This is a genomic window from Shewanella sp. FJAT-51649 (assembly GCF_019457435.1).
Taxonomy (GTDB): domain Bacteria; phylum Pseudomonadota; class Gammaproteobacteria; order Enterobacterales; family Shewanellaceae; genus Shewanella; species Shewanella mangrovisoli.
This window is the reverse complement of sequence record NZ_CP080411.1, coordinates 2,908,163-2,932,228: the sequence shown is the minus strand read 5'-3', so window position 1 is coordinate 2,932,228 and position 24,066 is coordinate 2,908,163. Positions and strand designations below refer to the sequence as shown.

At 47.7% G+C, this 24,066-nt stretch carries 24 protein-coding genes; 18 read left to right on the top strand and 6 right to left on the bottom strand.

Translation table 11 applies throughout. From position 1 onward, the window contains the following. Window positions 1-54 precede the first annotated feature (54 nt). Together K0H59_RS13040 and K0H59_RS13035 are read left to right on the top strand one after the other, a co-directional pair. Complete coding sequence (locus tag K0H59_RS13040; RefSeq protein WP_011717476.1) at window positions 55-402, top strand: VOC family protein; 348 nt, start codon at window positions 55-57, stop codon at window positions 400-402. Then, entirely contained in the window at window positions 383-589 is a 207-nt protein-coding gene (locus K0H59_RS13035; protein WP_220053357.1) for a DUF1289 domain-containing protein, read from the top strand. Before K0H59_RS13040 ends, K0H59_RS13035 begins: the two co-directional genes overlap by 20 nt. Window positions 590-683: 94 nt before the next feature. Here K0H59_RS13035 and cdd read toward each other — a convergent pair whose 3' ends face one another. Together cdd and sbcB are read right to left on the bottom strand one after the other, a co-directional pair. Next, window positions 684-1,574: a cytidine deaminase gene (cdd, locus tag K0H59_RS13030; RefSeq protein ID WP_220053356.1), complete on the bottom strand. Its 891-nt coding sequence runs from the start codon at window positions 1,572-1,574 to the stop codon at window positions 684-686. Window positions 1,575-1,786: 212 nt separating this feature from the next. Further along, a complete protein-coding gene (gene sbcB / locus K0H59_RS13025) occupies window positions 1,787-3,199 on the bottom strand; it encodes an exodeoxyribonuclease I (protein ID WP_220053355.1) in 1,413 nt (470 codons plus the stop codon). A gap of 175 nt (window positions 3,200-3,374) precedes the next feature. Here sbcB and K0H59_RS13020 point away from each other — a divergent pair, with 175 nt between their 5' ends. The 3 genes from K0H59_RS13020 to K0H59_RS13010 all read left to right on the top strand — a co-directional run bounded on the left by K0H59_RS13020 (window position 3,375) and on the right by K0H59_RS13010 (window position 5,546). Then, window positions 3,375-4,181, top strand: coding sequence for a hypothetical protein (locus K0H59_RS13020; RefSeq protein ID WP_220053354.1), 807 nt, complete (start codon window positions 3,375-3,377; stop codon window positions 4,179-4,181). Window positions 4,182-4,214: 33 nt separating this feature from the next. Further along, the gene (rlmA, locus tag K0H59_RS13015; RefSeq protein WP_220053353.1) at window positions 4,215-5,030 is read left to right on the top strand and encodes a 23S rRNA (guanine(745)-N(1))-methyltransferase; all 816 of its coding nucleotides are present in this window, start codon (window positions 4,215-4,217) and stop codon (window positions 5,028-5,030) included. A 306-nt stretch (window positions 5,031-5,336) separates the two neighbouring features. Next, the gene (locus K0H59_RS13010; RefSeq protein WP_011072720.1) at window positions 5,337-5,546 is read left to right on the top strand and encodes a cold-shock protein; all 210 of its coding nucleotides are present in this window, start codon (window positions 5,337-5,339) and stop codon (window positions 5,544-5,546) included. Between the two features lie 371 nt (window positions 5,547-5,917). Here K0H59_RS13010 and K0H59_RS13005 read toward each other — a convergent pair whose 3' ends face one another. Both K0H59_RS13005 and rne read right to left on the bottom strand, forming a co-directional pair. Continuing rightward, window positions 5,918-7,477: a SulP family inorganic anion transporter gene (locus tag K0H59_RS13005; RefSeq protein WP_220053352.1), complete on the bottom strand. Its 1,560-nt coding sequence runs from the start codon at window positions 7,475-7,477 to the stop codon at window positions 5,918-5,920. 145 nt (window positions 7,478-7,622) lie between these two features. Further along, window positions 7,623-10,910, bottom strand: coding sequence for a ribonuclease E (rne, locus tag K0H59_RS13000; RefSeq protein WP_220053351.1), 3,288 nt, complete (start codon window positions 10,908-10,910; stop codon window positions 7,623-7,625). Between the two features lie 595 nt (window positions 10,911-11,505). On the opposite strand from rne, the gene rluC reads away from it, so the two are divergent. After that, window positions 11,506-12,465, top strand: coding sequence for a 23S rRNA pseudouridine(955/2504/2580) synthase RluC (gene rluC / locus K0H59_RS12995; RefSeq protein ID WP_088211697.1), 960 nt, complete (start codon window positions 11,506-11,508; stop codon window positions 12,463-12,465). A gap of 112 nt (window positions 12,466-12,577) precedes the next feature. Continuing rightward, window positions 12,578-13,249, top strand: a complete 672-nt coding sequence (locus K0H59_RS12990) for an HAD-IA family hydrolase (RefSeq protein ID WP_408733581.1) — start codon at window positions 12,578-12,580, stop codon at window positions 13,247-13,249. A gap of 160 nt (window positions 13,250-13,409) precedes the next feature. Here the strand turns inward: K0H59_RS12990 and K0H59_RS12985 are convergent, their stop codons facing one another. Continuing rightward, window positions 13,410-13,997, bottom strand: a complete 588-nt coding sequence (locus tag K0H59_RS12985; protein WP_220055603.1) for a nucleoside triphosphate pyrophosphatase — start codon at window positions 13,995-13,997, stop codon at window positions 13,410-13,412. Between the two features lie 285 nt (window positions 13,998-14,282). Between K0H59_RS12985 and yceD the strand changes: the two genes are divergently transcribed. The 11 genes from yceD to K0H59_RS12930 all read left to right on the top strand — a co-directional run bounded on the left by yceD (window position 14,283) and on the right by K0H59_RS12930 (window position 22,998). After that, on the top strand, window positions 14,283-14,807 hold the full coding sequence (gene yceD, locus K0H59_RS12980) for a 23S rRNA accumulation protein YceD (RefSeq protein ID WP_023267847.1): 525 nt from the start codon (window positions 14,283-14,285) through the stop codon (window positions 14,805-14,807). 17 nt (window positions 14,808-14,824) lie between these two features. Beyond that, window positions 14,825-14,995: a 50S ribosomal protein L32 gene (rpmF, locus tag K0H59_RS12975; protein ID WP_011072715.1), complete on the top strand. Its 171-nt coding sequence runs from the start codon at window positions 14,825-14,827 to the stop codon at window positions 14,993-14,995. 15 nt (window positions 14,996-15,010) lie between these two features. Beyond that, complete coding sequence (plsX, locus tag K0H59_RS12970) at window positions 15,011-16,039, top strand: phosphate acyltransferase PlsX (protein ID WP_023267848.1); 1,029 nt, start codon at window positions 15,011-15,013, stop codon at window positions 16,037-16,039. A 9-nt stretch (window positions 16,040-16,048) separates the two neighbouring features. After that, complete coding sequence (locus tag K0H59_RS12965) at window positions 16,049-17,008, top strand: beta-ketoacyl-ACP synthase III (RefSeq protein WP_220053350.1); 960 nt, start codon at window positions 16,049-16,051, stop codon at window positions 17,006-17,008. Between the two features lie 104 nt (window positions 17,009-17,112). Further along, the gene (gene fabD / locus K0H59_RS12960; protein ID WP_011623153.1) at window positions 17,113-18,039 is read left to right on the top strand and encodes an ACP S-malonyltransferase; all 927 of its coding nucleotides are present in this window, start codon (window positions 17,113-17,115) and stop codon (window positions 18,037-18,039) included. A 21-nt stretch (window positions 18,040-18,060) separates the two neighbouring features. Next, window positions 18,061-18,795, top strand: coding sequence for a 3-oxoacyl-ACP reductase FabG (fabG, locus tag K0H59_RS12955; protein ID WP_197062292.1), 735 nt, complete (start codon window positions 18,061-18,063; stop codon window positions 18,793-18,795). Window positions 18,796-18,958: 163 nt separating this feature from the next. Further along, window positions 18,959-19,192: an acyl carrier protein gene (acpP, locus tag K0H59_RS12950; protein WP_006081231.1), complete on the top strand. Its 234-nt coding sequence runs from the start codon at window positions 18,959-18,961 to the stop codon at window positions 19,190-19,192. 207 nt (window positions 19,193-19,399) lie between these two features. After that, on the top strand, window positions 19,400-20,638 hold the full coding sequence (gene fabF, locus K0H59_RS12945) for a beta-ketoacyl-ACP synthase II (protein WP_039978489.1): 1,239 nt from the start codon (window positions 19,400-19,402) through the stop codon (window positions 20,636-20,638). 177 nt (window positions 20,639-20,815) lie between these two features. Next, window positions 20,816-21,184: a hypothetical protein gene (locus tag K0H59_RS12940; protein ID WP_039978490.1), complete on the top strand. Its 369-nt coding sequence runs from the start codon at window positions 20,816-20,818 to the stop codon at window positions 21,182-21,184. Between the two features lie 116 nt (window positions 21,185-21,300). Continuing rightward, window positions 21,301-21,780: an acyl-CoA thioesterase gene (locus K0H59_RS12935; RefSeq protein ID WP_011623149.1), complete on the top strand. Its 480-nt coding sequence runs from the start codon at window positions 21,301-21,303 to the stop codon at window positions 21,778-21,780. Between the two features lie 342 nt (window positions 21,781-22,122). Then, complete coding sequence (locus tag K0H59_RS12930) at window positions 22,123-22,998, top strand: NAD(P)-dependent oxidoreductase (protein WP_220053349.1); 876 nt, start codon at window positions 22,123-22,125, stop codon at window positions 22,996-22,998. Between the two features lie 97 nt (window positions 22,999-23,095). Here the strand turns inward: K0H59_RS12930 and K0H59_RS12925 are convergent, their stop codons facing one another. Further along, window positions 23,096-23,944, bottom strand: coding sequence for a D-hexose-6-phosphate mutarotase (locus K0H59_RS12925; RefSeq protein ID WP_220053348.1), 849 nt, complete (start codon window positions 23,942-23,944; stop codon window positions 23,096-23,098). Window positions 23,945-24,066 lie beyond the last annotated feature (122 nt).

Genomic DNA, 24,066 nt, shown 5'->3' with positions numbered 1-24,066 from the left:
CTAAAGGGAGCATTGGCTCCCTTTTTGTTTGATTAATCATGAGCAGGGAAGATTATGGATCATCACAGCATTAATTATTTAGAAATCCCCACCACAGATATTGGTCGCTCGAAGGCCTTTTTTAATACGGTATTTGGTTGGCGCTTTGAGGATTACGGCCCGCAATATAGCTGTTTTATTGATGCGGGGATCACGGGAGGTTTTTATCAAGCAGAGGTAAGTTTTAACCTCGAAAAAGGTTGTCCGCTCATCGTGTTGTACAGCAAGGATTTAGAACAGACACAAGCGGCTGTGAAGGCGGCGGGCGGCGCTATTAGTACAGATATTTTCAGCTTTCCCGGTGGACGGCGTTTCCATTTTATTGAGCCTGCTGGCAACGAATATGCGGTCTGGTCAGAGTAATCACCTCGAACATCCCTGTGTGCGAAATTGCTGCCTCGATCAGCAAGATATCTGTATGGGCTGCTTTAGGCATTTGGATGAGATCTTAGCCTGGCGCACCATGACACAGGCGCAGCGCGAAGATTGTTACTTAAGAATGGCTGAGCGTAAGGTTGCATTCGAGGCAAAACGTAGCGCTAATCGTTAGCTAAGTGACTTAGCACCGCTAGAGGTAAGAGATGAGAAAAACGCGGCGCCCAGCAAATACAATTGTGTAAAGCTAAAGCGCCGCTGGACTCTCGTTAAACGGGGTCGACCACTATATGCTCAAGTTCGATGGCCGCAACGGCATGTAACGCATCCATGGTTGCGCCCACTAAACTGATTTTCCCCTGTGATGACTCGACCAGCACCGCGCGGCGGATCTCGCCAAAATCACGGTTATGTCGAGTCAGATTCGATAAGGCCATTTGCATTGGCAGCATGGAAGGGTTAAACGCCGCGTTTTCAGCGTAGCGACCACAATAGGTTGCGCCGTCCGCTGTTTCTAATACTACGGCCGCATAACTTTGGGTATAAGGGGCATAGCTTAAACCCGCATGATCTAACGCCTCAATCACCATAGGATCGCTGCTATCGAGGGCAAATTCGGTTTCCTGCTTGACCAGCAAGGGCGACTGCACATTTAAATCCTTAGGCCCAAACGCGTAGGGCAGGTAATAGGACAGTAAATGGCTGTCTTGCGATGGCAAATGGATCTTAATTTGGCCACCCTCGACCAGTTCGTTCATAAACTGACGGCAATGACCACAGGGACTAGCATTGACTATCATATCGACAATTTGGCTCTCGCCACTTAACCAAGCGTGACTGATGGCGCTTTGCTCCGCATGTACAGAGTGAAACAGGGCCTCGCCGGGCAGTTCAAGGTTGGCGCCCATATAGATGTCACCACTTTTCCCTTTGGCAATCGCGCCGACATAAAACTCGCTAATAGGCGGTTTCGCCAAGGCGGCGGCAATAGGCAGTAGCGCCAGTAATACTTCGGCTTCGGTCATTTTGCTGCTTTGGACTAACTCTGCCAGTTGCTGTGCATCAATATGTCCCGCAAAGTTTTGATGTAATAGGGAAATTAATGCGTCAGCCAATGGTGTTGGCAGCTGGGTTATGCTTTTGATAAATCTATCTTGCATTTCCCGACTCCTTGTTTGTTAAGTTCATGGAAGAACATTCTAGTAATTTTGTTACGGTATAAATGCGAGTTAGTTCGCGTTTATACCTCAATTTAACGCCAGTTAAGTGACAACTGAAAGAAGTTATCAATGTCTGGCGTTAAATAACTGTCTTATCTAATTGAACTCTCTGCTTAGCGATTGGCTATCGGTGTTGTAGAGTCCGCGTAACTTTAGAGCCCGCGTAGGTAGTGACACAGGGCCGCGAGTAACTTCTGTTTGTGTTCATCACCCTCGGTATCTTGCAGCAGATTTTCAAGTTTGAGTAAATAATCCTGATCGCTCAAACGTTGTTGGCAGAAGGTACGCCAACGCTGAGCTTCTTGATCATTCAGCAGTTCAGGGTAGTTACGTGCTCGGTAGCGAAACAGCATCTCGGGTATGCGTCCATCATCGAACTGCAGATCCAGCGCCGCTAAATTTTGTGGCAAGGTATGGCGAATGATCTCCATCTTGGCTTTATCGGCGGGGCTGAAAAAACCACCCGAATACAGCATCAAGTCAGGATCTGTGGTTGTGACTTCGCCTTCATGCTCAAAGAGTTGGGCCAGTTTTTCACGCAATTCTGGGTGAGCCTTTAAGCGTTTGTATTGCTCTCTCGCAAAAGCTTTATCGATATTAAGTCTTTCTGCCTGGGCATCATCCAAAATTTTGGCCGAGGTAATAAAAGGGCATTTGTTAAGATGAACTTGTTTGACCGGGATAGGTAACTCATCTGCAGCAAGCTCGGCTCTCGGTGTATACATGCGAGTCTTTATTTGCTCGGCATCCAGCTCAAACAGCGGGCTTAAATCCATGGCTAAGTTAACGCAAATAATGGCGTTTTTGTTGCTTGGATGGTGGGCAACAGGGGCAATCAGCGTCGTACAGCCCTGCAGTGCACTGATTTTGGAACTCACATGGGCAAGCGGCTGCATATTCAACACATCGATTTGGGCACTCACGGCCTGTTTACGGCGTAGCTCGAAATAGTATTGATATAACTTGGGTTGCTTTTCTTTAATTAGCTTGGCCATGGCGATGGTGGCGTACACATCAGACATGGCATCGTGGGCTTTTTCATGGCTTAAACCATTGGCTTGCGTTAGGTGCTCTAACTTAAAGCTGGGCGAGCCATCTTCTTTTAATGGCCAATGTATCCCGTCAGGTCTAAACGCATAGCAAGCTCTGACTAAATCGATGATATCCCAGCGTGTATTGCCATTTTGCCATTCGCGGGCATAGGGGTCGATAAAGTTACGGTAGAAACCATAGCGGGTGACTTCATCGTCAAAGCGCAAGGAGTTATAGCCTGCGACACAGGTATTCGGTTGGCTAAAGAGTGTATGAATACGGCCCATAAACTCGGTTTCAGGCAACCCCTTTAAATTGGCTAATTGTGGTGTGATCCCTGTGATTAAAATGGCTTCGGGCGAGGGGAGATAATCCGTTGATTGTTTACAGTAAAAAGTCTCGGGTTCACTGATGATGTTGAGATCTAAATCTGTGCGGATCCCGGCAAACTGGGCGGGTCTATCCTTGGCGGGATTGGCTCCGAAGGTTTCATAATCGTGCCAAAAAATACTTGGCTGAGATGCTGTATACATAATTTCAATCAAATGACGGTTTTGTCGAATAATAGCATCTTAACACTTAAACTCACCGCAATATTCATTAGCAAAAACCGAGATTGAGAAATTATATTGAAAAGATAAGCGCTTAAGAGGTGATCTTTACCTCGGTTGGCAGTTACAATTCCCTTTAGAACAGGGAATAAGTCTTATGCATCATCAATATCTTAATGAACCTATGGTACTCGATGTTGGGCAGAGCTCGACGCTGACCTTAACCTTGCCCAGCAATATCAGCGATTTTATTGTGCTTGAGGCGATGGGGGCACCATTGCTTGAGTTGATTGTGGTGTCTGAAACACCGCAGCCGCAGATTGCCGTCCGCTTTCAACCTATTTTGGGACTCAAACTCAATGCCGAGATAGTGGAATCGACAAGGTTTGCCGCATCGGCATCAAGAAGCTTGGGGCAAGGAGTTCGGCTTTACCATCGTCTAGGCACTGCACCCAAATTTTGCGCGCAGGAACTGCGCGCGGGCATTGTCATTAAAGTCGATGCGCAGGCTGGGATCAGAGTGTCACTGCAAGCAGCCTCTAAATTTGAGCTCGTCGCACTCGAATCCGATGGCCGAGGTTTGCATGAGCCGAAAGTGTTGATGATGGCGAAAGCGATATTAGCGCGGGAATATGACTATAATGCTACCGCTGAATCCTTGGCCGTATGCTTGACTGAAATAGAACAAGTTCGGCTCGAGCTACAAGCGTTTTTACGGGGAGAGTTGGGGCATTGTCATACGGGGTTAGCCGAAGAGGCGGTGCGACTTGATCCCTTGCTGCAACAAAAGCGCCAATGGTTATTTCGCACTTATACTCATATGTTCGAACGACCAAATTTTAGCCGTGCAGCGAATGACGGTTTGAATATTGATAAAGCCTTAAGGAAGCTCGAATGTTTTGAGCTGCTCGCTTCCCCAGAATTACTGCAAATGGTGGAGCGACTCATGGAAGATGAGGCATAAGCCAGCCATTCCAATCATTTATAGAGTTAACCAATGCAATATATATGTCCTTTGTGTGCCTTACCGCTCACCTTGACTGAACGAACTTGGGGATGCCCGCAGGCACACAAGTTCGACATGGCCAAAGAAGGTTATGTGAATCTGCTTCCCGTGCAGAAGAAAAATTCCAAAGATCCTGGCGACAATCAACAGATGATGTTGGCCCGCAGGGAGTTTTTAACTGCGGGTTACTATCAAAGCTTAAGTGACAGAGTGAATGCGTTGGCACTTGAGTATGCCAGCGGGGCGCTGCAGGTCCTCGATATCGGCTGTGGTGAGGGGTATTACAGCCATCGTTTGTACAATACGCTTGTCGCCGAGCATCCTTGCCAGTTACAGGGCGTGGACATCTCCAAATCGGCGATAAAATATGCGGCTAAACGGTACCCGAACCTCAGCTTTTGTGTGGCGAGCGCCTACGAAATGCCGATCCCATCACAGAGTATCGATTTAGCGATTCGTATCTATGCGCCATCGAAGCAGGAAGAGTTGCAGCGGGTCATGGCGCCCAATGGCATTTTGATCACAGTATCGCCTGGGCCTTTACATCATTTTGCGCTGAAACAGCAAATTTATGCCGAACCGAGATTGCATCCTGCGTCCGATGCCAAGATTGCGGGGTTCGAATGTTTACACCAAGAGCGGCTTAGGTCACAACTTGAGCTAAATAATAGCCAAGATATTAGCCATTTTCTGGAAATGACTCCCTACGCTTGGAAGTTTACAGCCGAACAAAAGCACACATTTGCACAGAGCGGATTAAGCTGCGAATTAGACTTTCAGATTGAAGTACATCGCATTTCAGTCTAGAGGTTGATTTTAAGCTATTGAAATAAATTATTTAAAATGCTTAACTGTCGATGCTTACGCCGTAAGAACATGCTGTTCTGCGAGCCGGTGGCAAAACCTGAGATGGGCTTGGTTTAAATAAATTTTTCAAAGTGTCGCAGTATGTTGACTTATCTTTAGAATGGTTTATAGTCTTACTAGCTTGAAGGTTGGGCTTATATTTATGTGTTCAATACGACCAGTTCGTCCTGTAAACATAAGTAATACCGGCATTTTCCAGCTCCACCGCCGTTAAGGCTTTAATTTTTTATTTACAGGATTTATATCATGTCTCAAGTTACTGGTGTTGTTAAGTGGTTCAACTCTGACAAAGGTTTCGGCTTCATCGAGCAAGAATCTGGTCCAGACGTATTCGTACACTTCCGTGCAATCAACTCTGACGGTTTCAAAACTCTTGACGAAGGTCAAAAAGTGTCTTTCACTGTGACTCAAGGTCAAAAAGGTCCTCAAGCTGAAAACGTAACCGTAATCGGTTAATTTTCAGTGCTGTTAGCCTAGCGCTGATAGCAAGGGATTTAAGAGCTGTGGTTTATACCACGGCTCTTTTTATTTGTGTCGTTTTTAAGTTTTCTACACTCTTGCTTTGTATATCTGTGAGTGGATTAGACGATATTCTTTCTTAACCTCTTAACCTCTTAACCTCTTAACCTCTTAACCTCTTAACCTCTGTTCTGGAGCCTATTTATCTGGCCAAAGTTGAGTTCTGAAAGATGAGTTTGATTGTTAAGCTATCAGCTATCGGTGCACATCAAGTCTTGTTTTGCCAGCAATAATAAACCCACAATCTTTTGCGAAGTTAGCCTTCAGATCGTGGGTTAGCAGTTATTGCAGCCTTATTAGGTGCTTATTTAAGAATCGAGCTTATCGTCCGCAACTTTATAGTGGGGATCGTCTAGCAAATTCACTTCAACCAGATCGCCTGCTTTGTGAAGTAAGGCTTTACAATCGGCACTTAAATGCACCAAATGCAGCTTTTTCCCCAGCGCAACATAACGTTCGGCAAGGGTATCTATGGCTTCTAATGCTGAATGATCGGCTACGCGTGAATGTTTGAAATCGATAACGACATCCTGGGGATCCTGCGAGGCATCAAATAATTCGAGGAAACTGGCCACTGAGCCAAAAAACAGTGGGCCGTTCAGCTCATAGACTTTCCAGCCCAGACTATTTGAGGTCACTTTCACACTGATGTGTTTAGCATGTTGCCATGCAAACACGAGTGCGGATACCACGACGCCGACAAAGACAGCAAAGGCGAGATCGGTAAAAACGGTTACTGTGGTCACGAGCACAATCACAAAGGCATCATGTTTAGGGACTTTGCCCATAAATTTAAAGCTTGCCCATTCGAATGTGCCAAGCACCACGATAAACATCACCCCAACCAAAGCGGCAAGCGGAATGATTTCGATAAAAGATGCGCCAAACAGAATAAAGGTCAGTAAACCGATAGCCGCGGTAATACCGGATAATCTGCCACGACCACCCGAGTTAATGTTAATCATCGATTGACCAATCATAGCGCAGCCGCCCATGGCCCCAAAAAAGCCACTGGTGATGTTGCCCACGCCTTGGCCTATACATTCTTTGTTGCTACGTCCGCGGGTATTAGTCATCTCATCGATAACCGTCAAGGTTAACAGGGATTCGATTAATCCGACGGCGGCTAAAATAAAGGAATAGGGGAGAATGATATAGAGCGTCTCAAGGTTAAACGGCACCTGTGGAACAGCAAAGCTTGGGAGTGAACCTGCGATGGTTGCATGCTCATCGCCACTCATGGTTTTAAGAAAATCCAACACATTACGGGTTTCTAAGTCAAAACCCACGACGATGGCGGTCACGCTTAGAATCGCAACTAACGATGAGGGGACTGCTGTAGTTAGTTTGGGTAAAAAGTAAATAATTGCCATGGTCAGAGCGACTAACCCTAGCATCAGCATCAAAGGCTCTTGCGGTAACCAGACTAATTCCCCCGCGGCATTTTTGACTTTAAATTGCCCGAGCTGAGCCAAGAAAATTACAATGGCGAGGCCGTTAACAAAACCTATCATCACAGGATAGGGCACAATGCGGATAAACTTACCCAGTTTAAATATCCCTGCGCTGATTTGGATTAACCCCGCCAGCACCACAGCGGCGAATAAGTATTGCACGCCATGTTCAACCACAAGGGACACCATCACCACAGCCATGGCTCCTGTTGCGCCCGAAATCATGCCTGGGCGGCCGCCAATCAGTGCGGTAACCAATCCCATAATAAAGGCTGCATAGAGGCCGACCATAGGTTCGAGATTAGCGACAAAGGCAAAGGCAACGGCTTCAGGGATAAGTGCAAGTGCGACCGTCAGCCCCGAGAGAATATCGGCTTTGTGACTAGATGTTTTGTGGCGAAAGAGATCGAACATGAAACCTCTGTTAATGACTTGTGTTGGCAAAATAGCCGCGCATACTAACAAAAAAGCCGATTGAGCTAAACCTTAAATATGGCTTAATTTGCTGAAAATAAAAAAGCCACGCAAGAGCATGGCTTTTTTCGCAACGGGTTGAGGATTATGGACGAGCCATATCCGATTCAGCGCTGTTGCTGTGTTTCAGTTTAGGCGCAGCCGCTTCGGCGGAGGCGACACTGTCATACTCGCGACCTTTTGGTACTTCTACCTGAGCTCTAACTTCTACCGTTGGCTTGGTCATTTCTGATGACACCATAGAACCAAAACGACTCGTCGCTTTGGGTTTGCTCACCACCGCTTCTGCTGTAGGCGCTGCTGCGGCTTGAGTCACAACGGGTTTTGCCTGTGGTTTAACGATAGGTGCAGGTTTTGCCATTGGCGCAGAGGCCACAGATTTTACGGCTTCTTTTGCTTCGGCTTTGTCTGCTTCAAGCGTTACGGCTTCGACGGCAACGGCCTTTGCCTCAGCCTTCGATTGAGCTGGAGTTTCGGCTGGGGTAACAACAGCATCAACTGCTACTTCTACGGCTTTAGCTGGCTCAACAGCAACTTCTTCAGTTTTAACGCTTGTCTCAGCCTTGTTGTTTACTGCCGTGTCTGCTGGAACTTCTGTTGGTTCAGCTTTAATCTCAGCCACATGCTCGGTAGCGACAGCCTCAATAACTTCAGTCTCAACAGCGTTATTGGCGGTGGTTTCAGTAACCACATTGACATCTGCTGCTTCGACTACAGTTGCAGGAGGAGTCACAGTCGGTTCAGCCGCAACTTCAATTGCTTTTGCTTCAGTGGTCTCAGCTGCTTCTGCCGTTTGAGCGCTTGGAGCTGGGTAGTCCTGATCTTCACCCAGTGCGTCGTTTGGTACGAATTGTGCAGGTGCAGAGGCGCCTTGCTCATCTTCATCACGGCGACGACGTTGACCAGCTGCTCTTAAATGACGTGGGCTGCGGCGACTACGACGTTGTCCATCGCGAGATTCACGTTTCGCTTTATCATCTGCATCGGCGCTGACGTCTGCGTTATCCGCATCGGTCTCGGCTTCAGTCTTTACGCTTTCTGCTACGTTAGCAGGCGCATCAGCACGGTTTTCTACTACAGGCGCTTCTACAGCCACTTCAGCACTTGCTTCAGCTTGGCTTACTGCATCTGCCGCTTCTACTGTTTCGTTGGCAACCGCAGCTTCTTTGCGTGGTTGGCGACGTGAGCGAGGTGCTTTGGTTTCAGCTTGTGGTTCAGTTGCAACGTCAGTATTGGCAGCATTAACAGCGGCCACTTCGGCTAATACCACTTCTTCTTGAATTGGCGTTTCAGTGGTGTCATTGGCGTTATCGATGCGTACTTTACGACGCATGTTACGGCGCTGACGACGCTCACGGGCCACTTCTTGCTTTGGCGTGTCGTCTTGAGATTCTGCTACTACTTCTTTTGGTGCTTGGTTACGGCTTTTAGGCTCTGGCTTAGTGCGTTTTGCATTCTCGTCTTTTTCACGAGCTGGACGCTCCTGAGCCTGAGGTGCATCAGCCGACTTCTTGGCATTGCGGGTGCGTGGCTCGCGGGTGCCTTCTTTCGCTTTGTCTGCATCTTGGTTATTGCGAGTACGGCGAGTGTCATTACGACGATTACGACGGTTCGCATTGGCCGTTTGGCTGTCAGACTTTTTGGTTTCTGTGGTCTTTTCAGCCGCAGGCTTATCGCTTGAGCTGAAGAAGGCGCCAATAGCACTGAACAGTTTGCTGAAGAAACCTGGCTCGGTTGCTTCCACTTTGTTGGCAGCTGGTGCGGCGGCTTGTTCTACTTTCTGTGGTGCAGTGAAGCCTTTTAGGGCTGGTGCTGGCGCAGCAGTGCGTTCCAGTTTACGGGGCTCGTATAACTTGGCTTCTGGCTGTTCGATGCGCTTGTAGCTGGATTCATCGATTTCATCGTCAGTGCGGTGACGAATCACACGATAATCTGGAGTCATCATGTGCGGATCTGGGATCACATAGACTTCCACATCATGGCGTTGCTCTGTGATACGAATCGCTTTGCGTTTTTCGTTCAGCAGGAAGGCCGCTACATCGACAGGCACAATGGCTTCGATTTGTGAGGTGTTTTCTTTGATGGCTTCTTCTTCCATCAAACGCAGAATCGACAGTGCTAAAGATTCGGTACTGCGGATAGTGCCTTGGCCATGACAGCGAGGGCAGATATGCGCAGCCGATTCTTCTAACGAAGGACGCAGACGTTGACGCGACATTTCCATCAGACCGAAACGAGAAATGCGGCCTAATTGCACGCGGGCACGGTCGTGGTGCACGGCATCACGCAGGCGGTTTTCAACTTCACGTTGATGGCGCACTGGCGTCATATCGATAAAGTCGATAACGACTAAACCACCTAAGTCTCGCAGACGTAATTGACGGGCAATCTCATCGGCGGCTTCAAGGTTGGTGTTTAATGCGGTTTCTTCGATATCGCCGCCCTTAGTTGCGCGGGCAGAGTTGATATCGATTGAGGTTAAAGCTTCAGTCGGGTCGATAACAATCGAACCGCCCGATGGCAGACGCACTTCACGTTGGAACGCCGATTCGATTTGCGACTCGATTTGGAAGTGAGTGAACAATGGCACTTCGGCTTCGTAGAGTTTTACACGCTCAACAAAATCAGGGCGTACCAATGCGATATGCTGTTTGGCTTCTTCAAAAATACGTGGGTGGTCGATTAAAATCTCGCCAACATCGCGGCGCAGATAGTCACGAATTGCACGCACAATCACGTTACTTTCTTGGTGAATTAAGAAAGGCGCTGGTTTACTTTGCGCCGCTTCGGTAATCGCAGCCCAGTGGTGCTGAAGAACTTTTAAGTCCCACTTCAGTTCAGTCGATTCTTTGCCAACACCTGCGGTGCGCACGATAAGGCCCATACCCGCTGGGACTTCTAAATCGGCCATCGCTTCTTTTAATTCTGTGCGCTCGTCACCTTCGATACGGCGAGAAATACCGCCAGCACGAGGGTTGTTTGGCATCAAGACTAAGTAAGAACCCGCTAAACTAATAAAGGTCGTCAGTGCCGCACCTTTGTTGCCGCGCTCTTCTTTGTCAATTTGAACAATAACTTCTTGTCCTTCACTGACCACTTCTTTGATGTTTGGGCGACCTTGGAAAGAATAACCTTTAGGGAAGTATTCTCTGGCGATTTCTTTTAGCGGTAAAAAGCCGTGGCGCTCGGCACCATAATCAACGAAAGCGGCTTCTAAAGAGGGTTCTACGCGGGTAATTTTACCCTTGTAAATGTTGGATTTTTTTTGTTCGTGACCAGGACTTTCAATATCCAGATCGTACAGTTGTTGCCCGTCAACCAGGGCAACACGCAACTCTTCTGATTGAGTTGCATTGATTAACATACGTTTCATGATGACGTCATTCTTCTTTAAATGGAGGTCATCAAACAATCGCGTTTCGCTGCATTACGGGCCTAGCAGTAGGTCAACGAAGCCTCACGGCTGGTGGCTAGGCAAGGTGCGCATTACTGTTAGACGCAGTCGCTGCGTGTCGCATCCTATTTATGGCTTATTTTTTAATGATTACAAAAACAAGGAATTCGTTGTAAAACATCAACCAACCCCATAAATTCTTTCATTTCGTTCCGGTAATGCCCAAGTCGAATCGGTTTGTCTGACGACAAGTTAAAATATATTTCGAAATCGGTGAGAAAAACTTTAGATAAACCTAGTCAAAGTAAGGTTAGATTCTCGATTTAATCGTAAAAAACGCATTTGTGGTATTTTTACTCAGTATACGATTTGCAAATCAATGAGTTGCTATCAAGAAAATCTTTTTTAATCTATAAAGCTTTTCACTTGGGACTGGGACCTTGTGAACACTTTATTCACGGCTTATCCCTAATCGCTGGTGAAATATAGCAATAATCAAAAAATTCAGCAATGGAAAGGCACAATTCTTCTTAAGTGTTGTACAATGGCCGCCGTTTTAAGCAGATGGCACATCATGAATACAGAATCTCCACAGCTACAGGTGCAGTTGATCACGATTGACGAAGACCACCTCGACCAACGAATCGACAATTTTTTAATCACAGTGCTCAAGGGCGTTCCTAAGAGCATGATTTACCGTATCGTCCGTAAGGGCGAGGTACGGGTGAATAAAAAACGCATTAAGCCCGAGTACAAATTGCAAATCGGTGATGTGGTTCGCGTGCCGCCGGTCAGAATGGCTGAGCAGGACAATCGCACCGCGCCTTCAGCAAACTTGAGCAGAGTGTCACAGCTTGAAGACCGTATTTTGCATGAAGACAATCATCTGATTGTATTAAATAAACCTGCGGGGATTGCGGTGCATGGTGGCAGTGGCGTCGATTATGGTGTGATTGAAGCGCTACGGTCGTTACGTCCACAACAAAAGTTTTTAGAACTGGTTCACCGTCTCGATAAAGACACCTCGGGCGTGTTACTGGTGGCGAAAAAACGCAGTGCGCTTAAGCATATGCATGACCAACTGCGTTATAAAAAGATGCAAAAGGATTACTTGGCCTTAGTTAAAGGTGAGTGGTCGGCGCAGGATAAAGTGGTTAAGCAACCACTGTTAAAACTGACACTTAAGTCGGGCGAGCGTATCGTTCGAGTCAATGCCGAAGGTAAACCTTCTGAAACGCGTTTTAAAATTGTACAGCGTTATCAGGGTTGTACGCTTGTGCAGGCGAGCCCTGTAACAGGACGTACCCACCAAATTCGGGTGCATTGCCAATATATGGGACATCCCATCGCCTGTGATGAAAAATACAGCGAGCAGGCGTTCGATGACAGTATGCGCTCACTGGGTCTGACTCGACTGTTTTTACATGCGGCAGAGTTAATGTTTATTCATCCTGAAAACGATGAGGTGATGCGAGTCTCAGCGCCGCTTGATGATAATTTGCAACAACTGCTCGGCAAGTTAAAGCGCGCTTAGCGTTTTTTCTGCGCCTATTACCCATGGATAACTTGAGAGCGTGAAAGTGTCAGAGAGCCATTCAACCCAACGAAAATATGATTTAGTGATTTTTGATTGGGATGGCACGTTAATGGATTCCATCGGCAAGATTGTTGTTTGCATTGAGAATATGGCAAGGGCGCTGGCGTTACCCGTGCCTGCTGAGGCGGATATTCGCAATGTGATTGGCTTGTCGATGACGAAGGCGTTACAGGTGTTATTTCCCGCAGGTTTGACTTCAGGGCAGCCGATTAACGCAGCTGCGAGTGCAACACAAGAAAATGCTGCTCAAGCGCTTGTGGGCACCGATGATTGCTATATTAAGATGCGCGCCGAGTTCAAGACGCAGTATTTGCACCTTGATACCACGCCAACGCCGATTTTTAACCAAGCCCCCCAATTACTCGAATCATTATCAACTGCAGGGTACCAACTAGCCGTCGCGACGGGTAAGGCGAGAGCAGGTTTAGTGCGTGTATGGGAGCAATCCGACTTAGGTCACTATTTTATTGCTTCACGCTGCGCCGATGAGGCGCAGAGTAAACCCCATCCTGAAATGATCTTAAGTCTGCTGCAGGAGTTAGGTGTTCAGCCTGAACGAGCCTTGATGGTCGGAGACTCTTTGTTGGATTTGACCATGGCGGCGAATGCGGGGATTGACGCTGTGGGCGTGACTTACGGCGCCCATAATGAAGCAATGCTCCAGCAAGCCAATCCTATTGCCTTAATTGATTCCCCAGAAAAACTCTTGCTGCATTTATAGTGATGGACTCATTAGTGCAGATTAATGAGCACTGAAAACTTGCACCGTGAGTAATCCAAATGCTTTTTGAATCATCTGAGCAAGCGATATGGCCAAGTGTCATCTAGCTTGCCCATATTGAGTCGCACTTGCGTCATGTAACCTTAATAACCGCTTCACGCTAGTCGGCTAAGACATCGATTCCTTGAGTGAGCAGCATTTCAGTTAACAGTATTAAGGGCAGCCCAATCAGGGTGTTAGGATCTCGGCCTTCTAAGCGATTAAACAAGGCAATCCCTAATCCTTCACTCTTAAAGCTACCCGCACAATAAAAAGGTTGCTCTTTATCGACATAAGCGGCGATTTGCGCGGCCGTCAGCTGACGAAAATGCACGGTGAAAGGTTCGACCTGAGCTGTCACTTCTCCAGTCTTGGCATCATAGAGCGCAAGACCCGTATAAAAGGTGATTGCTTTGCCCGAGGCTTGGCTGAGCTGCTTGATCGCATTGTCTCGATTTAATGGCTTACCAATAATCTTGCCGTCAATCACGGCGACCTGATCTGAGCCTATAATTAATCCATGTGGAAAATGGCTTGCTCCTGCCTCAGCCTTGGCTTTTGCGAGTCGTAAGACTAAGTCTTGGGCGGACTCATTTGCCATGGGGCTTTCATCGATATCCGGATTGCAAGTTTCAAAGGCTAAGCCTAACTTTTGTAATAGTGCTTGTCGGTAAACAGAGGTGGAAGCGAGGATTAACTGGGGCGTCATCGGTAAAATCCATAAGAAAACCTGACTCATTGTCGCTAACCTAGCCGCTTGAATGCAAGCGAGTGGTGGCAGATAGCATGACTTTGGGGCGGTAATCGGGGATTCTTACGATGAGTGCGGCTATTTTAGACGGCTTACGCTTGTGCGCCGCCCCGTGCTTGGGTAAAATTTCGCTTCCGTTAATTTCAATGTTGGGGCTAGAGAATCACTTAAGTCGCAAACTGGGACTTAAGTTAGAAATTTTTCTTTGACTCTAGCGTTTTCAAACTATAATATGCGCGCCTTATGCAAACAGTAAAGATACCGGTTTCAATTGATCCTTTTCGCGCCGCCTCGAGCCGTTCTACCTATGAGGGGATAGTGCCTGGGCAGCAATTGAGAAGATTAAATGAGTTATGTGCCGGCGACTGTTCCGATGTGGCAGTGTCGATTGAATGTGGCGTAGATTTGCAGGGGATAGTCTACCTGAAAGGGAAGGCTGTGACGGAGCTCACTCTGGTTTGTCAACGTTGCATGACGCTATTTACCACTGAGGTTACGGTCGAGTTTTGCTTCGGTCCATGCCGGACTAAGGCAGAAATCGATGAGCTCCCGGATGCGTATGACCCAATTGAGTGCAATGAGATTGGCGAAGTACGTCTGCATCAATTGATCGAAGATGAATTGATAGTCGCTATGCCTATCATCCCGATGCATGAAGAAACTGATTGCAACATCGGGTCAATGGACATAGTTGTAGGCGAGATCGAACCCGCTCAAGAGGAGCGTCCAAATCCGTTTGCAGTGTTAGAAAAACTGAAGAGCAAGTAATCTAGGAGACAGGGCCAATGGCTGTACAACAGAATAAAAAATCTCGTTCTAAGCGCGGTATGCGCCGTTCACATGACGCACTGAGCACTGCTCAGCTGTCTGTTGACGCTACCAGCGGTGAAGTCCATATGCGTCACAACGTGACTGCTGATGGTTTCTATCGCGGTAAAAAGGTAATCAACAAGTAATTTGTTGGTTTCCTAATGACGAGTCTGACGCTCGCGTTAGATGCGATGGGTGGCGATCATGGCCCCCACGTCACGGTGCCTGCAGCCTTGCGGGCACTAAAATCTCACTCTTCCCTTAAAATCATTTTAGTCGGCGATAAGACTGAAATTGATGTCTATCTGCGTCAAGCAGAACAACCGTTACTCTCACGTATTGAAGTCATTCACACCGATGAAGTGGTGAGTATGTCCGATAGACCCGTGCACGCTTTACGTACCCGCAAGAATAGTTCGATGCGCTTATCGATTGAACTGGTGCGAGATGGACGCGCTGCGGCGTGTGTGAGTGCGGGTAATACTGGTGCCTTGATGGCCATGGCCAAGGTGTTATTGAAGACCTTGCCCGGTGTAGACAGACCTGCGTTGGTCAGTTGTTTACCCTCGGTCACGCAAAAGCCAGTTTATTTATTGGACTTAGGTGCCAATATCTCCTGCGATTCAGAAACGCTTTTCCAATTTGCCGTGATGGGCTCTGTGTTGTGCGAGGCGGTGGATAAAAAATCCCGCCCTAAAGTTGCACTCCTTAATGTGGGCACAGAAGAAATCAAAGGCAACGATCAGGTTCAACAGGCGGCGCAAATACTGCAAAACACCGATCAGATTAATTACACCGGCTTTATCGAAGGTGATGAAATCTATTCGGGCAATGTGGATGTGATCGTTTGTGATGGTTTTGTGGGTAACATCACGCTCAAAACCTCTGAAGGCATTGCCAAGTTATTGGTTCATCAGTTAAAACGTGGCCTAACCCAAGGTTTCTTCGTGCGTTTTTTGGCAAAACTCATCGCCCCACGCATTCAGGCGGTCCTCAGCCAGATGAACCCCGACCACTATAATGGTGCAAGTCTGATAGGATTGCGCGGCATAGTTGTAAAGAGCCATGGAAATGCGGATGAAACTGCCTATTTACAAGCAATTAGTTTGGCAGTGACTGAAGCGCAACGTCGACTCCCCGAAATGATAAAAGATCGTTTGGAGTCGATTCTTTTAGATATAAATAACTGATTTCTCCTTATGCATACAAAAATTCTCGGAACTGGTAGTTATCTGCCAGTGCAGGTGCGTAGCAATCAAGATTTGGAAAAAATGGTGGAAACCAGTGACCAATGGATTGTTGAACGTACAGGTATTTCAGAGCGTCGCATCGCGGCGCAAGACGAAACTGTCTCAACTATGGGCTATCAGGCGGCATTAAAGGCGCTCGAAATGGCCGGCATAGAAGCATCAGAGTTAGATATGATCATTTGTGGCACCACCAGTGCGGCAAATGCGTTCCCTGCGGCGGCCTGCGAAATTCAAGCCATGCTCGGCGTACACACCATTCCAGCCTTTGATATTGCGGCGGCTTGTTCAGGTTTTGTGTATGCCTTATCCGTGGCGGACCAATTCGTTAAAAATGGTACCGCGAAAAAAGTCCTCGTGATTGGCGCTGACGTATTATCCCGTCTGTGTGAGCCAGAAGATCGCACTACTATTATCCTATTTGGTGATGGTGCTGGGGCGGCGGTTATCGGTGCTTCCGATGAGCCAGGGATTATTTCAACCCATATTTATGCGGATGGTCGTCAAGGTGACTTGCTTAAGTGCGCCTTCCCACCTCGTCAGGGAGAAACCTCTGAGGCGGTTGGTTTTATGACCATGAAAGGCAATGACGTCTTTAAAGTGGCGGTGACTCAGTTATCCCATGTTGTCACTGAAACATTACGCCTGAATAATATCGATAAGTCGGAAATCGACTGGTTGGTTCCCCATCAGGCTAACTTCCGCATTATTAATGCCACGGCGAAAAAGTTAGACATGAGCTTAGATAAAGTGGTGTTAACCCTTGCCAAACACGGTAATACCTCGGCGGCGTCGGTACCGATTGCCTTAGACGAAGCTGTGCGTGATGGCCGGATCCAACGTGGCCATCTATTGCTGCTCGAAGCCTTCGGGGCCGGTTTTGCGTGGGGCAGTGCGCTCGTCCGTTTTTAACCGTATCTGGATACGACTAAATTCCTAACTATCGTTATCTTGGCTTGCTGTCCAAGATAGCGGTTTAGTGTTCAATAAATTAAGTTCGCCATAGGTAATTTGATATGGAAAATGTAGCTTTTGTATTCCCAGGCCAAGGTTCACAGGCCCTAGGCATGTTAGCCGAGCTGGCTGGTGCGCAGCCGATTGTGGGACAAACCTTTGCCGAAGCGAGTGAAGTGTTAGGGTATGATCTGTGGGCATTAGTGCAAGATGGCCCCGTTGAAACCTTAAATGAAACCGATAAAACCCAGCCTGCCTTATTAGCCGCAAGTGTGGCGATTTGGCGTGCCTATGTTGCTTCTGGCAAGGCCATGCCAGCGATGTTAGCGGGCCATAGCTTGGGTGAATATTCTGCATTAGTTTGTGCTGGTGTAATCGACTTTAAAGATGCGATCAAACTGGTTGAGCTCCGTGGTCAACTGATGCAGCAAGCCGTACCAGCCGGTACTGGCGCCATGTACGCGATTATCGGCCTGGATAATGACGGCATTGCTAATGCGTGTATTGAAGCCGCCCAAGGCGAAGTGGTGAGCCCTGTTAACTTTAACAGCCCAGGCCAAGTGGTTATCGCGGGTCAAAAAGAGGCGGTTGAACGTGCTGCTGCGGCCTGTAAAGCGGCGGGCGCCAAAATGGCGGTTGCGTTGCCTGTCAGCGTGCCATCACACTGCGCATTAATGAAACCTGCCGCTGATAAATTAGCCCTTGCGTTAAACGATGTACAGTTTAATGCGCCAAGCATCACTGTTATCAATAACGTAGATGTGGCATCACCCACTGCGGTTGCCGACATTAAAGATGCGCTAGTTCGTCAACTGTATTGCCCAGTACGCTGGAGCGAAACCGTTGAATTAATGGCCGAAAAAGGTATTACCCAGTTAGTTGAGTGTGGTCCTGGTAAAGTATTGACAGGTCTTGCGAAACGCATTAATAAATCTCTTTCTGCCCAAGCAGTTAATGACGTTGCATCCCTTGCCGCGTTAACTGAATAAGGAGTTTGTATGAGTATCAATCTGAGTTTAGCGGGCAAAGTTGCCTTAGTGACAGGCGCGAGCCGTGGTATTGGCCGCGCGATTGCCGAAACCTTAGTCGAAGCCGGTGCGATTGTGGTAGGAACTGCCACAAGTGAGAAGGGCGCCGCAGCAATTCAAGAATATCTGGGTGACAAAGGTTTTGGTTTAGTGCTTAATGTTACCGATAGTCAATCCGTCACCGATTTATTCGATTCGATCAAAGAAAAAGCGGGTGATGTTGATATTCTAGTCAACAACGCGGGTATCACCCGTGATAACTTGCTGATGCGAATGAAAGATGATGAATGGAACGATATCATCGATACCAACCTGACATCATTGTTCAGACTATCAAAACCTGTGATGCGTACCATGATGAAAAAGCGCTTCGGCCGGATCATCAATATTGGTTCAGTGGTAGGCACTATGGGCAATGCAGGTCAAGTTAACTACTCGGCTGCAAAGGCTGGTTTGATCGGATTTACAAAATCTCTTGCAAGAGAGGTTGCATCTCGTCAAATTACAGTTAATGCTATCGCTCCTGGATTTATCCAGACCGATATGACTGATGAGCTGACCGAAGATCAGCAAAAAGCTATCATGTCTCAGGTTCCGATGGAACGATTAGGGCAAGCGCAAGAGATTGCTAATGCCGTACTCTTCTTAGCGTCGGATTCTGCCGCTTATATCACAGGCGAGACCTTGCATGTGAATGGCGGAATGTACATGGTTTAAGGGCGGATGGCAGGGATACTGTCGCAACTGAGTAGTGATCTGTATCAATTGGTCGCTAAATTTCGTGGTTAGACCACGAAAACTAAGCTTGCATTGTCAGCCAAATCTAATAAACTACTCGCAATCTTACGCAAGTGCGTAATTTGAATAGGAAAGAAAACTAATGAGCAACATCGAAGAACGTGTAAAGAAAATCATTGTAGAGCAACTGGGCGTTAAAGAAGAAGACGTTAAACCAGCGGCATCTTTCGTTGACGATCTGGGTGCAGATTCTCTGGACACTGTTGAGTTGGTTATGGCTCTGGAAGAAGAGTTTGATACCGAGATCCCTGATGAAGAAGCTGAAAAGATCACTACTGTTCAAGCAGCGATCGATTACGTTTCTAAGAATCAGTAATTCTGAATTCTAGAGAACAGGCGGCAAATATGCCGCCTGTTTTTGTTTTAGCCCCGCCCAATTCTGCAATAGTGCCATTCAATCGTCTCTGGAAGCTGTGTTGCATTTGTCCATGAGATGCTCGCCGCAGATTGGCGAAGACTCTTTATGATAGAAACACCGTTATCTGTCATAACCTTATCTATTTAGCATTAAAAGGTGACTGCCGTGTCTAAACGTCGTGTAGTGGTAACCGGTTTAGGGTTAGTAACTCCCGTGGGTAATACTGTCGATACTACTTGGAAGGCGCTGCTTTCGGGTAAGAGTGGTATTGCACCTATAACCAAATTTGATGCCAGCGAATTCACCACTCGTTTCAGTGGTTCTGTAAAAGATTTTGATGTTGAGCAGTACTTAACCAAGAAAGACGCCCGTAAAATGGACCTCTTTATTCAGTATGGTATGGCTGCTGGCATCCAAGCTATCCAAGACTCGGGTCTGGATATGAGCAAAGTAAATCCTGGCCGCGTCGGTACCGCAATTGGTGCGGGCATGGGCGGCATGTGGTTAATCGAACAAAACCACAGCGCGCTATTAAGCGGTGGCCCCCGTAAGATTTCGCCTTTCTTCGTGCCTAGCACCATCATCAATATGATTGCTGGCCATTTATCGATTATGTACGGTATGACTGGCCCTAACTTTGCCGTTACGACCGCTTGTACTACTGGTGTGCACAATATCGGTTTTGCGGCGCGTACTATCGCCTATGGCGATGCCGACGTGATGGTTGCCGGGGGCGCCGAAGATGTCACTTGTCCATTAGGCGTGGGTGGTTTTGGCGCAGCTAAAGCGCTGTCGACCCGTAACGATGACCCAACCGCGGCCAGCCGTCCGTGGGACAAAGACCGTGATGGTTTTGTCATCGGCGATGGCGCGGGTGTGATGGTGATGGAAGAATACGAGCACGCTAAGGCGCGCGGCGCGACCATTTATGGTGAGCTGGTCGGCTTTGGTATGAGCGGTGATGCGTTCCATATGACATCGCCACCAAGCGATGGTGCGGGCGCTGCTGCGGCTATGGTCAATGCAGTGAATGATGCCAAACTGCCATTTGAGAAAATTGGCTATATCAATGCCCACGGCACTTCAACTCCTGCGGGCGATAAAGCCGAAGCGGCCGCGGTGAAATCTGTGTTTGGTGACCACGCTTATAATCTGCTAGTCAGCTCGACTAAGTCTATGACGGGTCACTTGCTGGGCGCTGCGGGTGCGGTGGAAGCGATTTTCACCCTGCTTGCACTACGCGACCAAGCTGTACCACCGACCATCAACCTCGATAATCCAGACGAAGGTTGTGATTTAGACTTCGTGGCGCACACCGCCCGCGATGTGAAGTTAGAGTACGCTCTATGTAACTCCTTCGGTTTTGGTGGTACTAACGGTTCATTGCTGTTTAAGAAAGTTTAAACAGCGGTTAGCTCGATAAAAAATGCGCCAATTGGCGCATTTTTTATGCTCGAATTGTGCCGAATGTCACTTTCTAACGTGCTGATATCCAAATAGTTAACCTTTGTTCATCAAGCTTGTTTAATCCAGCTTGCCGCCGATAATGACAGGCATATATCGCTTAAAAGGATGCTTGTCATGTTAAACCCTCTGGTGATCCCGCTTGTGCCAATCGTTGGCGCCGTAACCGCAAATTTGACCGAACTTATCCGTGGTGAATCCAAAGTTTGGCATCCTAATATGGATATCGGCATGAAGACCTTCACCTTTGCGATTGCGGCATATGTGCTGGTGTGGTTCGCGTTGTTGGTGACTGCCATCAGTGTCGGTGGCAGCAACCATATGTCATCGGGATTTGAAGTGATTGGGCTGTTTTTGGCTGGGTTGGGTATTTACACTTATGGCAAGGGCACTCGCTTTGTCAGCAGTCAATTACAGCTGTGGTTGTATCGCCTGGCGTTGCCGGGATTATTGCTCTCCTGCGGGCTGATAAGCTACTTTGGCTAAATCAGTTCTCTTCACTGGGACAATCGCAATTATCTTTACGCTATTGCGCATTTCTATCGTAAACTCAACTTATTGCAAAATCATTGAGCCACAGAGGCTGAATAAGTTGAGGTTATATGGCTGGTATCGATAGACAAATTACCCTGAGATTTTTGTCTGAGCCTGCGGATGTGAATTTTGGTGGTAAGGTTCACGGCGGCGCTGTGATGAAATGGATTGACCTTGCAGCCTATGCCTGCGCCGCAGGTTGGAGTGGTAAATATTGCATTACCGCCTATGCGGGGGGAATTCGATTTGTACAACCGATCCTCGTGGGCAATATTGTCGAAGTCAGTGCCAAGGTGATTTATACTGGCAAGACTTCGATGCATATCGGTATTGATGTGCGTGCAGGGGATCCTAAGGTCTCTGAGCGCCATCTCACGACTCACTGTATCGTTATCATGGTGGCCGTAGATGAAAACGGACAACCGACACCTGTGCCTGAATGGGTGCCGCAGACTGAGCATGATATTCACCTGCGTGATTCTGCGCTGCGTTTAATGGAAATGCGTAAGAAAATTGGCGCCGAAATGGAAGCCCACGTGCAAAAGTGATTTTGGTTTGTGATTAAAATACAAAGGCGCCTTAGTGCGCCTTTGTTGTTTCTGTCGAACACTGCGTTTGCTGCCAAGGGCGCTTTTGCTCTGACGCTCGCCTAAGCGAGTGCTACACTGCCGCCAGCGTTTTCTCTACCGATTGACCCTGTAAGTTGAAACACTTGCTCGCATTTTTTTAGTTTAGGTCGGGTCTTTCTCGGAGTAACATAAGCGCGCATCCTGCGTGTCGTTAGTCCATTGTGGTCAACTCAGTATTGTCAATCTGGCGGTGTTAATGAACGCAGTCCAAATGTGTGGTGTAAAACGTTTCATCTTGTTTATCAATTAAAGGAATTCCTCATGGCAAAAGTCGCATTTATTGGTTTAGGCGTAATGGGTTACCCCATGGCAAGACACTTACTCAACAAGGGCCATGAGGTTACTGTGTATAACCGCACTTTTGCCAAGGCACAAACTTGGGTCGAGAATTACGGCGGTCGTTGCTGCCCAACGCCTAAAGAAGCGGCTATTGGCCAAGATATTGTTTTTACCTGCGTAGGCAACGATAACGACTTGCGTGAAGTGGTATTAGGCAATGATGGCGTGATCCATGGCATGGCGCCAGGCACAGTATTAGTTGACCATACGACGGCATCTGCCGATGTGGCCCGTGAATTACATAAAGTGCTGGCCGAAAAAGGCATCGATTTTCTCGATGCGCCTGTATCGGGTGGCCAAGCTGGCGCCGAAAATGGCGTACTGACCGTAATGGTCGGTGGCGATCAAGCCGTGTTCGAGCGTGTTAAGCCCGTTATCGAAGCGTTTGCGCGCTGCGCAGAGCGTTTAGGTGAGGTTGGTGCAGGCCAGCTCACTAAGATGGTCAACCAAATTTGTATCGCAGGTGTGGTTCAAGGCCTTGCCGAAGCGCTGCAATTTGCCCGTAAGGCAGGTCTTGACGGTGAAAAAGTGGTTGAAGTGATCAGTAAAGGCGCGGCGCAAAGTTGGCAGATGGAAAATCGCTACAAAACTATGTGGGGCCAAAGCTATGATTTTGGTTTTGCCGTCGATTGGATGCGTAAGGATTTAGGCATTGCCCTAGAAGAAGCTCGCCGCAATGGCTCGCACTTACCCTTAACCGCGCTAGTGGATCAGTTTTATTCTGAAGTTCAAGCGATGGGCGGTAATCGTTGGGACACCTCAAGCTTGTTAGCGCGTTTTGAGAAAAGCACTAAGTAGGTTGTTGCCTAATAGATGGCCATCATAAATTTGATGGCATAAAAAAGCCCAGTCATGCACTGGGCTTTTTCATTGATGGTGTATCAACAAAAACGGATTAGTCTGCCCAGCGAATATGGGTGACTAAACTGTGGCTCTCACCGGGAGCCAGCGTTAATTTATCTTCGAGCACATTGGCGGCTTCTAAACACACCATAGTCAGATAGTCATCGTCATTAAAGCGGGCAAGGCGAGTCGATTTTTCAATCCATGGATTCCACAGCACGGCTGAGTGGCTATTTTCGCGGCTCACTTCAATCACACCTTGGGGCGTATGTAAGTGTTGTACTGGGCCTAGGTTGGTGTACACACGGTCGGTTTCGCGGTCGAATAGCACATCATCTGTCGTTTGCGGGTAAGGCCCTTCGGCAAACTCAATATATTGAGCACCACTAAAACCCGTGGCTTTAAGTTGGTGAATATCTTCAATTGGAAAATAGCTGTGTAATGCTTGAGTGAGCGTTACGGGCACATCGCCAAGGTTAGTATTAACTAAGCTGATACTTAAGGTTTCACCTAAGGTAAAGAGGACGTTGACTTGGGTATGGTGCGGCCAAAAGACCTTATCTTCTTCGCTGATCGTTAAGCTGAAACGCAAATCTACCAATTGATTACGCATCTCAACCGACTCGAGTGTCCAAATACGGGTACGGGCAAAACCATGTTGTGGAAAATTAGCTTGGTTGCTCATGCCAAACCAAGGCCAGCAGACAGGTACACCGCCACGGATCCCATTACCGGGTTGATAGTCATCCGCCGAAGACACCCATAACAAGGGCGGCTTACCTACGGGTTGAAAATGATCGATTTGCGCGCCCTGTAAAAAAATCCTTGCTTGGCATAACGCAGTGTTTACTTCGACATAATCGAGTCCGTTTGCGTGTTTTTTGGTGGTAACAGAACCCATAGTAACAATATCCTTAACCTGATGACGTATCAGCAATACAGGCACTTAGCTTACAAACTTTTGCACTTGAGCATAAGCCTTTGTTGCGATCAATTTACGGTTTCGCTGTTCGATTGTGTAAA

Excerpts from the sequence above, each read along its gene's own strand:
- K0H59_RS13040 (WP_011717476.1), top strand. The coding sequence starts at position 55 with ATGGATCATCACAGCATTAATTATTTAGAAATCCCCACCACAGATATT.
- K0H59_RS13035 (WP_220053357.1), top strand. The coding sequence starts at position 383 with ATGCGGTCTGGTCAGAGTAATCACCTCGAACATCCCTGTGTGCGAAAT.
- cdd (WP_220053356.1), bottom strand. The coding sequence starts at position 1,574 with ATGCAAGATAGATTTATCAAAAGCATAACCCAGCTGCCAACACCATTG.
- sbcB (WP_220053355.1), bottom strand. The coding sequence starts at position 3,199 with ATGTATACAGCATCTCAGCCAAGTATTTTTTGGCACGATTATGAAACC.
- K0H59_RS13020 (WP_220053354.1), top strand. The coding sequence starts at position 3,375 with ATGCATCATCAATATCTTAATGAACCTATGGTACTCGATGTTGGGCAG.
- rlmA (WP_220053353.1), top strand. The coding sequence starts at position 4,215 with ATGCAATATATATGTCCTTTGTGTGCCTTACCGCTCACCTTGACTGAA.
- K0H59_RS13010 (WP_011072720.1), top strand. The coding sequence starts at position 5,337 with ATGTCTCAAGTTACTGGTGTTGTTAAGTGGTTCAACTCTGACAAAGGT.
- K0H59_RS13005 (WP_220053352.1), bottom strand. The coding sequence starts at position 7,477 with ATGTTCGATCTCTTTCGCCACAAAACATCTAGTCACAAAGCCGATATT.
- rne (WP_220053351.1), bottom strand. The coding sequence starts at position 10,910 with ATGAAACGTATGTTAATCAATGCAACTCAATCAGAAGAGTTGCGTGTT.
- rluC (WP_088211697.1), top strand. The coding sequence starts at position 11,506 with ATGAATACAGAATCTCCACAGCTACAGGTGCAGTTGATCACGATTGAC.
- K0H59_RS12990 (WP_408733581.1), top strand. The coding sequence starts at position 12,578 with ATGGATTCCATCGGCAAGATTGTTGTTTGCATTGAGAATATGGCAAGG.
- K0H59_RS12985 (WP_220055603.1), bottom strand. The coding sequence starts at position 13,997 with ATGACGCCCCAGTTAATCCTCGCTTCCACCTCTGTTTACCGACAAGCA.
- yceD (WP_023267847.1), top strand. The coding sequence starts at position 14,283 with ATGCAAACAGTAAAGATACCGGTTTCAATTGATCCTTTTCGCGCCGCC.
- rpmF (WP_011072715.1), top strand. The coding sequence starts at position 14,825 with ATGGCTGTACAACAGAATAAAAAATCTCGTTCTAAGCGCGGTATGCGC.
- plsX (WP_023267848.1), top strand. The coding sequence starts at position 15,011 with ATGACGAGTCTGACGCTCGCGTTAGATGCGATGGGTGGCGATCATGGC.
- K0H59_RS12965 (WP_220053350.1), top strand. The coding sequence starts at position 16,049 with ATGCATACAAAAATTCTCGGAACTGGTAGTTATCTGCCAGTGCAGGTG.
- fabD (WP_011623153.1), top strand. The coding sequence starts at position 17,113 with ATGGAAAATGTAGCTTTTGTATTCCCAGGCCAAGGTTCACAGGCCCTA.
- acpP (WP_006081231.1), top strand. The coding sequence starts at position 18,959 with ATGAGCAACATCGAAGAACGTGTAAAGAAAATCATTGTAGAGCAACTG.
- K0H59_RS12940 (WP_039978490.1), top strand. The coding sequence starts at position 20,816 with ATGTTAAACCCTCTGGTGATCCCGCTTGTGCCAATCGTTGGCGCCGTA.
- K0H59_RS12935 (WP_011623149.1), top strand. The coding sequence starts at position 21,301 with ATGGCTGGTATCGATAGACAAATTACCCTGAGATTTTTGTCTGAGCCT.
- K0H59_RS12930 (WP_220053349.1), top strand. The coding sequence starts at position 22,123 with ATGGCAAAAGTCGCATTTATTGGTTTAGGCGTAATGGGTTACCCCATG.
- K0H59_RS12925 (WP_220053348.1), bottom strand. The coding sequence starts at position 23,944 with ATGGGTTCTGTTACCACCAAAAAACACGCAAACGGACTCGATTATGTC.